The following is a 9,888-nucleotide window of genomic DNA, read 5'->3' on the forward strand; positions in this document are numbered from 1 at the left end:
CGCGCAAGGACCGGCCCGGGAACACGCCTCGCGACGTGTCCCAGGGCACGTCCCGGCAAGCGCCCGGAACGTCCAGGGCGACCGGCTCGACCGGTCCGGCCGGAGCGACCAGGGCGGCGGGCGAGCCGACCCGCGCCGAGGTCGCCGAGCAGATCGCCGCCGCCGTGCGCGGGCTGCCCGACGTCGCGGACCTGAACTCGGGGCCGCTGGGCGGCGTGGTCACCTACCGCGTCGGCGCGCCCGTCACCGGGGTGGCCGTCCGCGACCGCGAGGTCGAGGTCGGCGTCACCGCCCGGTACGGGAGGCCGCTGCCCGAGGTCGGGGAGGCGGTCCGGGCCGCGGTGCTGCCGCTGGCCGGGGACCGCCCGGTGAACGTCCAGATCATGGACATCGCCGGCGCGGACGATGGCCAGGACGACGGCCAGGCCGGTACCGGGACCACCGCCGAGGGCCATGCCTGAGACCGGCCGCCCGGACCGGACCCGGCCCCGCACCGACCGGGAGCGGGCCGAGTTCCGGGCCTGGGTGCGGGAGAACCATCCCGACCTCGGGGGCGATCCGGAGGCGTTCGCCGCCGGGTTGCGGCGGCGTCGTGCGGGACGGCCCGCCGGACGCCCGGACCGGCCGGGCCGCCGGGCGGACGTGCGGATCGTCCGGCGGCGGCGCTGGCCGGTCATGTTGATCAGCCGATGGCGGGAGCGGCGCCTGCGGGCGCGGCACCTGCGTTGAGGGGGAAAGTCATGAACGGTAGAACCTGGCCCGCGCTGGGCCTGGCCTTCGGGACCGCGCTGGGGTTCGCGGGCGCGTTCGGGGGCTTCGGCGCGTTCATCATCGTGCTGCTGCTGGGCGTCCTGGGCTTCCTGGGCGGCCGCGCGCTGGAGGGCGAGCTCGACCTGAGCGACATGTTCAGCTCGTTCGGCGGCAACGGCGGGCAGAAGCGGTCCTCGTCATGACCGGCGTCGTCGCGGGCCGGGAGCGCGGGGAGACCCGCATCGCCGACCGGGTGGTGGCCGCGATCGCCTCCCGGGCGGCGGAGGAGAACGCCGACACCCGCGAGGTGGACCGCACCGTGCTGGGCGTGCCGGTCGGCGGGACCCACCCGGCGCGCGTCGACGTGTCGGTGCACGGCGACATCGTCACCGCGCGCGTGGAGGTCGCGGTGGCCTACCCGCAGCCGGTCCGCGAGGTCACCCGGCGGGTGCGCGAGCGGGTGCGGGACGAGGTGGAGTCGATGACCGGCCTCACCGTGCACAACATCGACATCGACGTCGCGGCGCTCGACCGGCCCGTCCCCGAGCAGCGCGCGGAGCACACGCCCGTGGAGGTGCACTGATGACGACCCACGCCGGACGCCTGCCCCAGGCGCCCGCGGCCAAGGCCGCCCCCGCCCGGGGGAGCCGCTCGGCCACCCGCAAGGCGGTGCGCGCGTTCCGGCCCCGCCGGACGGTGCCCGCGTTCCTGGCGGCGCTGCTGCTCACCGCGGGCGGCGTGCTCGCCGCCATCGAGATCATCTCGAGCCTGGTGGACCGGCCCGCCCGGATCGTGCCCTACGACCGGGTCACGGACTGGGGGATCACCACCGCGTGGAACGACTGGCCCGCGCTGGCGGTCTCCGGCGGGCTCGCGCTCGTCGGCCTGCTGTTCCTGCTGGCCGGGCTGCTGCCGGGCAAGCCGCGCCTGGTGCCGCTGCGCAGCGACGACCCGAACCTCGTCATGGGCGTGACCAAGCACGGCCTGAAGGGCGCGGTCACCGACGCCGCCGAGGCGGTGGACGGGGTCTCGCACGTGGGGCGCGTCAAGATCGAGCAGCGCAAGGTGCGCCTCACGGTGCACAGCGACCTGCGCACCGGCGGCGACGACCTGCGGCGGCGGGCGGCCGAGGCGGTGCAGCAGCGGCTGGACGCGTTGGCCCCGGCGCCCCGGCGCACCGCCGTCGTGCACGTCGACCTCCGGAAGGACTGACCCATGGACCGCCGCGCCACCAAGATCAACCACACCGGCCTGCTGCTGTTCGGGCTCGCCCTGCTGGCGGCCGGCGCGTTCGGGCTCGCCCGCGGGCTGAACGCCTGGGGCCAGGCCCGCGCGGGCGAGCCGCTGCTGGCCGCCGAGACGCGCCGCTTCGCCGCCGAGCAGTCCTGGTTCTGGCCCGCGCTGGCGGCGGCCGCGATCGTGCTGGCGCTGCTGGGGGTGGCCTGGCTGCTGGCGCAGGGCCGCTCGGACAAGCTGCCCGGCATCTTCCTGGACGGCAACGACACCGAGGGCCACACCCGCGTGCAGGGCAAGGCCGTCACCGACGCCCTGGAAGCCGAGATCGAGGACTACCCGGGCGTCAAGAGCGCCAAGGCGCGCCTGTCGGGCAAGACCGACCAGCCCAAGCTGCGGCTGAACGTCGCCTACGACCACCGCGCCGACCTGGACTCGTTGCGCCGCAACATCTCCGGCCAGGCCGTCGCCCGGCTGAGCACGGCGCTGGGCCAGGAGACCCTGCCCGCCGTCGTCCGGCTGCGCCTGGTCCCGGGCCCCAAGCAGGAGCGCACGGTCGCCTGACCGGCGCGCGGGCCTTGCGCGGCGAACCGGACACATGCCACTTTTGGCGGCCATGACCTCTCTCATGGCCGCCAACGCGGCGGCGTTCGAGCAGACCGTGCGCTCCACGATCGTGCTGGCGGGGACGTTCGATCCGCAGGACTGGAAACGGCCGACCGACTGTCCGGGCTGGACCGTGCAGGACGTCCTCTCGCACATCATCGGCATCGAGCTGATGCTGCTCGGCGAGGACCCCGCCCCCGGCCACACCCTCGCCGACGACGGCTTCCCGCACGTGCGCAACGAGATGGGCCGCATGATGGAAGCCGCCGTGGACGCGCGCCGCTCCCACTCGGGCGACCAGGTGCTGGCCGAGCTGCGCGAGGTGCTGGACCGGCGGCTGGCCATGCTGCCCACCGTCGATCCCGACGAGCAGACGATCGCGCCCAACGGGCGGCCGACCACCCAGGCGGGCTTCCTGGGGTTCCGGGCGTTCGACGCCTGGATCCACGAGCAGGACGTGCGCCGCGCCGTGGGCCGTCCCGGCAACCTGGACGCGCCCGCGACCGTGTGCACGCGGCGCATCATGACGCCGGGCCTGCCGATCGTCGTCGCCAAGCGCGCGGGGGCCGCGCCGGGGCGGTCGGTGGTGTTCGAGGTGACCGGGCCGGTGGAGTTCACCGAACGGGTCCTGGTCGGCGGCGACGGCCGCGCCGCGCTGACCGACGACCTCGACGCCGAGCCGGACGTGCGGCTGCGCATGGACTGGGAGACCTTCGTCCGGCTGGTGGCGGGCCGCTGCGCGTCCACGGACGTCACCGTGAAGGCCGCCGGTGACGCTGAGCTGGCGGAACGGGTGCTGGCGAACATGGCCCTCACGCCCTGATCCGAGCCTGACCCGCATGACCGCACCTTGGGCGGATGTTGGCGCTTCCCATCCCCACAACCGCTGGTAGGGCGGCTAATGTCCGAAGTGACCGCTCTGACGTCGAAGGAACAAGGAGGAACTCGCTTGCTCGACCACCACGACATGGGCGGCTCCCCACGGGAGCCCTTCGACGCACCAGGGGGAACACAGGACAACACCGGAACGGGCCCCTTCCACTGAGTGGCCCGACCTCAAGGGCCGTGGCGCGCACCGCCACGGCCCTTGAGCGCTGTATGGCCCGCTTCACATCTCCACTGGGTTGTGTTTTCCAACCGAAGGGCGCAGACTCCGAGTCAGTTGGATAAAGCAACGGAGGTGGCCATGCGTGACGCGGTGATCGTGGAAGCGGTCCGGACGCCGGTGGGCAAGGGCAAGCCGAACGGCGCCCTGCACGGCGAGCACCCGGCCGACCTGCTGGCGCGCACCCTGCGCACGCTGGTCGAGCGGGCCGGGCTGGACCCCGCGCTGATCGACGACGTGATCGGCGGCGTCGTCACCCAGGCCGGGGAGCAGGCCCTGAACCTCACCCGTTCGGCGGTGCTGGCGGCCGGGTTCCCCGAGAGCGTCCCGGCCATGACGGTGGACCGGCAGTGCGGCTCGTCGCAGCAGGCCCTGCACATCGCGGCGCAGGGCGTGCGGAGCGGGGCCTACGACATCGCGGTGGCCTGCGGCGTCGAGTCGATGTCGCGGGTGCCGATGGGGTCGGCGGTCCTGCCGGGCAGCGACCCGTTCGGTCCCGGCCTCGCCGCCCGCTACCCCGAAGGGCTGGTCGGGCAGGGCATCAGCGCCGAGCTGATCGCCGCCCGCTGGAACCTGTCGCGCGGGGAGCTGGACGCCTACGCCTACGAGTCGCACCGGCGCGCCGCCGAGGCGTGGAAGAACGGCGAGTTCGACCGGGAGGTGGCCTGGACGGGCCAGCCCGACGAGACCGTGCGTCCCGGCACGTCCCCCGAGGTCCTGGCCGGTCTCAGGCCCGCCTACTACGACGCCGCGACCGCCGAGCGCTTCCCCGAGATCGACTGGCGCGTCACCGCCGGGAACGCCTCGCCGATCAACGACGGCGCGGCGGCGGTGCTGGTCATGGCCGCCGAGACGGCCGAGCGCCTGGGCCTGCGCCCGCGCGCCCGGTTCCACTCGTTCGCCGTGGTGGGCGACGACCCGCTGCTCATGCTGACCGCGATCGTCCCGGCCACCGCGAAGGTGCTGGACCGAGCGGGCCTCGCGCTCGGCGACATCGACCTGTTCGAGGTGAACGAGGCGTTCGCGTCAGTCGTGCTGGCCTGGCGGCGCGAGACCGGGGCAGACCCGGCGCGCGTCAACGTGCGCGGCGGCGCGATCGCGATCGGCCACCCGCTGGGGGCCAGCGGGGCCCGCCTGATGACGACCCTGCTGCACAACCTGGAGGACCGCGGGGCCCGCTACGGCCTCCAGACCATGTGCGAGGCGGGCGGCCTCGCGAACGCCACCGTCATCGAACGCCTCTAAGCTGCGGACATGCCCAAGGACGCCGAACCCCGCGCCTGCTCGATCGCCGACACCCTCGACATCGTCGGCGAGCGGTGGACCCTGCTGGCCGTCCGCGAGATCTTCCACGGGGTGCGGCGCTTCGACGGCATCGCCCGCAACACCGGGGCCTCCCGCGACATCCTCACCACCCGGCTGCGCAAGCTGGAGGAGGCCGGGATCGTCCGGCGCGAGCGCTACCAGGACCGCCCGGTCCGCCACGAGTACCACCTGACCCCGGCGGGCCGGGAGCTGGGCGACGTGCTGCTCACGCTGATGGCATGGGGCGACCGGCACCTGAACGCCGGCGACCCGCCGGTCCGGTGGCGGCACTCGTGCGGCGAGGTCCTGGAACCGGCGGTGGTGTGCGCGCACTGCGGCGGCCCGGCCCAGGAGGTGGCGGGCGAGCCCACCGGCCGCGGTGTGATCTGACCCGGCGCGCCGCCGGGTGATTCCGCGCTCCGAGGGGGAACGATCTCAGGTACCCAGTGAGCGAGGAGTTCTTCCCATGGTGGACGCACGCGCCGGGCAGCCCGCCCGGCCCGAGGACCTTGTCGACGTGCCGCGGCTGGTGACGGCCTACTACAGCCTGGGGGCCGAGCGCCCCGTGGCGTTCGGCACCTCGGGGCACCGGGGGTCGGCGCTGGACGGCGCGTTCAACGAGGACCACATCACGGCCACCAGCCAGGCGATCTGCGAGTACCGCGCCGCGCAGGGCGTCACCGGCCCGCTGTTCATGGGGGCCGACACCCACGCGCTGTCCGCGCCCGCGCAGGCGTCGGCGCTGGAGGTGTTCGCGGCCAACGGCGTGCGCGTGCTGATCGACTCCCGCGACGGCTACACCCCCACTCCGGCGGTGTCGCACGCGATCCTGACCTACAACCGGGGCCGCGAGACCGGCCTCGCCGACGGCGTCGTCGTCACGCCCTCGCACAACCCGCCGCGCGACGGGGGCTTCAAGTACAACCCGCCGAACGGCGGCCCGGCCGGGACCGACACCACCTCCTGGATCCAGGACCGCGCGAACGAGATCATCAAGAACGGCCTGAAGGACGTGCGACGCGTCCCGTACACGAAGGCGCTGGCCGCCGACACCACAGGGCGTCACGACTTCCTGGCCGGGTACGTGGACGATCTGCCCTCGGTGATCGATCTCGACGCGATCCGCTCGGCGGGCGTCCGGATCGGCGCGGATCCGCTGGGCGGGGCGAGCGTGGCGTACTGGACCGAGATCGCCGACCGCCACAAGCTGGACCTGACCGTGGTGAACCCCGACGTCGACCCGACCTGGCGGTTCATGACGCTGGACTGGGACGGCAAGATCCGGATGGACTGCTCCTCGCCGTACGCGATGGCGTCCCTGATCGCCAACCGGTCGGCCTACGACGTCTCGACGGGCAACGACGCCGACTCCGACCGGCACGGGATCGTGACGCCGGACGCGGGCCTGATGAACCCCAACCACTTCCTGTCGGCCGCGATCGCCTACCTGTACGAGCACCGCGCCGACTGGCCCGCGACGGCCGCCGTCGGCAAGACGCTGGTCAGCAGCGGCATGATCGACCGGGTGGCGGCGGGGCTGGACCGGCGGCTGCTGGAGGTCCCGGTGGGCTTCAAGTGGTTCGTGCCCGGCCTGCTGGACGGGTCGCTGGCGTTCGGCGGCGAGGAGAGCGCCGGGGCGTCGTTCCTGCGCCGCGACGGCTCGCCGTGGACCACCGACAAGGACGGGCTGATCCTGGCGCTGCTGGCGTCGGAGATCACGGCGGTGACGGGGGAGTCGCCGAGCGCCCGCTACGGGAAGCTGACCGACCGGTACGGCGACCCGGCCTACGCCCGCGTGGACGCCCCGGCGACGCCGGAGGAGAAGGCCGTGCTGAAGAAGTTGTCGCCGGAGCAGGTGACGGCCGACACGCTGGCGGGCGAGCCGATCACGGCGGTGCTGACCAACGCGCCCGGCAACGACGCGCCGATCGGCGGCATCAAGGTCACGACCGAGTCCGCGTGGTTCGCGGCGCGGCCGTCCGGCACCGAGGACGTCTACAAGATCTACGCCGAGTCCTTCCAGGGCGCCGACCACCTGGCCGAGGTGCAGGACGAGGCCCGCGCCCTGGTGGCCGACGCCCTGAAGGGTCAGCCGAGGTAGTCCTTCGGCAGCCTGATGGAGGGCCCGGGGCCGTTGACGAAGAAGGCGCCGGGCACGCCCGCCTGGAGCCCGTACCACTGGTCGACGACCACGCAGGCGTCGCCCCAGGTGGACCGGTCGGCCATCTGTGCGAGGTCAGGGCGGCGCGGGGCAGCCGGGGGCGGCCGATGGCGGCCGGAAAAGAAGATCACGAACAAGTGTTGATCATTAAGCGCTTGCTGACGTACCGTCCAGGAAGCGCCGGCCGTCGCTCCCCTCCCCGCAGCAGCGCGGGAGGCCGTATCGATCCCGCTTCCTCGGTACCCCCTTTTCAGCTCGACGGGCATCGCCATGCCCGCTCGCAGGACACGGAAGAGATCACGTGAAGAAGACCCTGGTACTCGTGGCCGCTCTCGCCACCGGCGCGACCGTCCTCACCCCCGGCACCGCCTCGGCCGCCACCGTCACCGCGCTCGCCTTCCCCTCGGGTGCGACGAAGGGCGCCGCCTGGGCCGTCAACGGCGGCAACGTGGCCGCGGGCTACGTCGGCACCGACACCGCGTTCTACGCCGTGCGCTGGAACGCGGCGGGGGCGCTGACCAAGCTCGCCGGACCGTCCGGGGCCACCAAGTACAGCGCCCGGGACATCAACAGCGGCGGCGTGGTCGTCGGCTCCTCGGAACCGTCGGGCGCCGCCCTGCGCTGGAGCGCCACCGGCGCGCTCACCGTCCTGAAGCCCGCAGGCGGGAAGGCGTTCGCCTGGGCGAGCGGGATCAACGACTCCGGCGTCGCCGTCGGCGCCAGCAACGACGCCAACGGCCAGCTCGCGACGGTCTGGGCGGCCAACGGCACCGCGACCTCCTTCGGCGAGGGCGCGGGCTACGCGATCAACAAGACCGGCGTGGTCGCGGGCGGTTCCGCCGTCGCCGGAATCGGCAGCCGGCCCACGCGGTGGTCGGCCACCGGGGCCAAGACGGTGCTGCCCGTGGCGGCCGGGCAGACCATCGGCAGCGCCGCCGGGATCAACGACTCCGGCGTGGTGGCGGGCACGACGCTCCCCTACACCAACGGGATTCCGGGAGTGACCCGGGCCCAGGCGTGGAACGCCGACGGCACGCTGCGCAACCTGCCCTGCCTGCCCGGGAGCACCGGGGGGACGGTCAAGGCCGCCGACCTGGCGCGGATCGCGCCCCCGTCGGTCAAGGACCTGCTGGCCCGGACCGTCAAGGACTCCGGCACGACCTTCCGCCTGGCCGCCGGCCAGTGCGCCTCGATCGCCTACGCGGTGCGGAACGACGGCGCGATCGTCGGCGGGATCAACGACGGCACGACCAGCAGGGCCGTGCGCTGGAACCCCGACGGCACCGTGACCAGCCTCGGGTTCCTGTCGGGCACCACGACGAGCCTGGCCCTGGGGACCAACGAGACCGGCACGACCGTGGGGACCAGCGGCACCAAGCCGGTCCGCTGGAACGGCTGACCTGAGGGGGCCGGAGCGCCGCTCCGGCCCCCACCGGCCGTCTCATCTGTGCCCCCACGGCCGGTGTCGCGCATCGCCTCGCCGGCGGGGACGTCGGCGTTCCGGCTATCGGATGACGATGCGCAGTGACTCGGCGATGTCTTTGACCTCGATCTCCGAGCATGTCGTCGCAATTCGGATCACCAGGCTGAACGCCTCGTCATCGCTGAGACTTGACCAGTGGCCGTTCGCGATGAGCATGATCTCCATCGCGGCCCAGGCCGTCCGCTTGTTTCCGTCGACGAACGGATGGTTGCAGATGAGCGAGTGGAGGAAGGCCGCCGCTTTGTCCTCCAGTGTTGTATACGCCTCTACGCCGAACGCGATCGTCTGCGGGCGTGCCACGGCGCTCTGCACCAGCCCGACATCACGCACCGCCGCCTGACCGCCGAGGTGTTCGGCGTTGAATCCGATGACCTGCTCGACGGTCGGATAAATCACGTTTCAGCCAAGCGTTCGAACAGCTTGGCACGTCGCGTGAAAACTTCGTCGGCGGCACTGGCGATCGCTGCTTCCTGCCGGTGACGCGTGATCATTTCTTGTGCGGCCCGCACGAGAAGGGAGTTCACCGACGAGTGCTCAGCCTCGGCGAGGGCGACCAACTCTGCGTCGATCTCCTCTGGGATGCGTACGCTCCGGGTGTTCATACCAAAATGGTATCACTGGCCGGTGCGTCGATGACGTTGACGGCGAGGCCGTCGTGGAACGTCGACGGCGCGCTGCGCAACATGCCGCGCCTGTCCGGCGGCGCCGGGGGACGGTCAAGGTCGTCGACGTGGCGCGGGTCTCGCCCGCCCTTGCCAGGGAAATGCCGGCCCGCACCGTCAAGGGCCCCGCCGCGACCTCCGCCGGGCCACCGGGAAGTGCATGGCGATCGCCCGCGCGGCGCGGAAAGAGGGTGCGGTCGTCGGCGGGTCGGCGACAGTTCGGGTGCCAGGGGCGTGCGTTGGAACCCCGACGGCACCGTGACCAGCCTCGGGTTCCTGTCCGGCACGACGACGAGCCTGGCGCTGGGGACCAACGAGACCGGCACGCCTGTGGGGGCTGGAGCGCCACTCCGGCCCCTTTCGGCTCTGTCCTGTCTCTCCTTCGACTTCTTCCGGCTCCGAGTGGGGATTAGGTGGAGGGGCGGGATTGGGGTTGGCGGGGCCTGTAGTAAAACCCGCGCGGGGCTGGGGTTGGTGGGCTCCTGGATCAACCCCGCGCGGGATAGGGCTTGTTGATCGGGTGCGGAAAACCCGCGCGGGGCCGGGGTTGTTGGTCGGGTGCGGGGCGCGGGGCTGAGCTTCG

The 9,888-nt window shown here is 73.0% G+C and carries 14 protein-coding genes; 11 read left to right on the plus strand and 3 right to left on the minus strand.

Annotated elements, in window-relative coordinates; translation table 11 throughout:
- Nucleotides 1-35 precede the first annotated feature (35 nt).
- The 10 genes from AH6_RS43960 (at nt 36) to pgm (ending at nt 7,100) form a co-directional block, all read left to right on the plus strand.
- Nucleotides 36-461, plus strand: a complete 426-nt coding sequence (locus AH6_RS43960) for a hypothetical protein (protein ID WP_157431650.1) — start codon at nt 36-38, stop codon at nt 459-461.
- On the plus strand, nt 454-729 hold the full coding sequence (locus tag AH6_RS45395) for a hypothetical protein (protein ID WP_067483354.1): 276 nt from the start codon (nt 454-456) through the stop codon (nt 727-729). Before AH6_RS43960 ends, AH6_RS45395 begins: the two co-directional genes overlap by 8 nt.
- 11 nt (nt 730-740) lie before the next feature.
- Nucleotides 741-953: a hypothetical protein gene (locus AH6_RS23360; RefSeq protein WP_067483356.1), complete on the plus strand. Its 213-nt coding sequence runs from the start codon at nt 741-743 to the stop codon at nt 951-953.
- Complete coding sequence (locus tag AH6_RS23365; protein WP_067483358.1) at nt 950-1,333, plus strand: Asp23/Gls24 family envelope stress response protein; 384 nt, start codon at nt 950-952, stop codon at nt 1,331-1,333. The genes AH6_RS23360 and AH6_RS23365 overlap by 4 nt, the downstream gene beginning before the upstream one ends.
- Entirely contained in the window at nt 1,333-1,962 is a 630-nt protein-coding gene (locus tag AH6_RS23370; RefSeq protein ID WP_067483360.1) for a DUF6286 domain-containing protein, read from the plus strand. Before AH6_RS23365 ends, AH6_RS23370 begins: the two co-directional genes overlap by 1 nt.
- A 3-nt stretch (nt 1,963-1,965) precedes the next feature.
- A complete protein-coding gene (amaP, locus tag AH6_RS23375; protein ID WP_067483361.1) occupies nt 1,966-2,547 on the plus strand; it encodes an alkaline shock response membrane anchor protein AmaP in 582 nt (193 codons plus the stop codon).
- Nucleotides 2,548-2,599: 52 nt separating this feature from the next.
- Nucleotides 2,600-3,412 carry a maleylpyruvate isomerase family mycothiol-dependent enzyme gene (locus tag AH6_RS23380; protein WP_067483363.1) on the plus strand — a complete coding sequence of 271 codons (813 nt, stop codon included), beginning with the start codon at nt 2,600-2,602 and terminating at the stop codon, nt 3,410-3,412.
- A gap of 363 nt (nt 3,413-3,775) precedes the next feature.
- Nucleotides 3,776-4,939, plus strand: coding sequence for a thiolase family protein (locus tag AH6_RS23385; protein ID WP_067483365.1), 1,164 nt, complete (start codon nt 3,776-3,778; stop codon nt 4,937-4,939).
- Nucleotides 4,940-4,948: 9 nt separating this feature from the next.
- Nucleotides 4,949-5,389 carry a winged helix-turn-helix transcriptional regulator gene (locus tag AH6_RS23390; protein ID WP_067483367.1) on the plus strand — a complete coding sequence of 147 codons (441 nt, stop codon included), beginning with the start codon at nt 4,949-4,951 and terminating at the stop codon, nt 5,387-5,389.
- Nucleotides 5,390-5,465: 76 nt separating this feature from the next.
- Entirely contained in the window at nt 5,466-7,100 is a 1,635-nt protein-coding gene (pgm, locus tag AH6_RS23395) for a phosphoglucomutase (alpha-D-glucose-1,6-bisphosphate-dependent) (RefSeq protein WP_067483368.1), read from the plus strand.
- Here the strand turns inward: pgm and AH6_RS43970 are convergent.
- Nucleotides 7,088-7,225 carry a hypothetical protein gene (locus AH6_RS43970; RefSeq protein WP_157431651.1) on the minus strand — a complete coding sequence of 46 codons (138 nt, stop codon included), beginning with the start codon at nt 7,223-7,225 and terminating at the stop codon, nt 7,088-7,090. The genes pgm and AH6_RS43970 overlap by 13 nt on opposite strands.
- Nucleotides 7,226-7,461: 236 nt before the next feature.
- Here AH6_RS43970 and AH6_RS23400 point away from each other — a divergent pair, with 236 nt between their 5' ends.
- Complete coding sequence (locus AH6_RS23400; protein WP_067483369.1) at nt 7,462-8,559, plus strand: hypothetical protein; 1,098 nt, start codon at nt 7,462-7,464, stop codon at nt 8,557-8,559.
- Nucleotides 8,560-8,664: 105 nt separating this feature from the next.
- Here AH6_RS23400 and AH6_RS23405 read toward each other — a convergent pair whose 3' ends face one another.
- Nucleotides 8,665-9,039 (minus strand): type II toxin-antitoxin system death-on-curing family toxin, encoded by a 375-nt coding sequence (locus tag AH6_RS23405; RefSeq protein WP_067483371.1) that lies wholly within the window; start codon nt 9,037-9,039, stop codon nt 8,665-8,667.
- Nucleotides 9,036-9,245 carry a hypothetical protein gene (locus AH6_RS23410; protein ID WP_067483373.1) on the minus strand — a complete coding sequence of 70 codons (210 nt, stop codon included), beginning with the start codon at nt 9,243-9,245 and terminating at the stop codon, nt 9,036-9,038. Before AH6_RS23410 ends, AH6_RS23405 begins: the two co-directional genes overlap by 4 nt.
- Between the last annotated feature and the right edge of the window lie 643 nt (nt 9,246-9,888).

The sequence above is a fragment of the Actinomadura hibisca NBRC 15177 genome, assembly GCF_001552635.1.
Classification (GTDB): Bacteria; Actinomycetota; Actinomycetes; order Streptosporangiales; family Streptosporangiaceae; genus Spirillospora; species Spirillospora hibisca.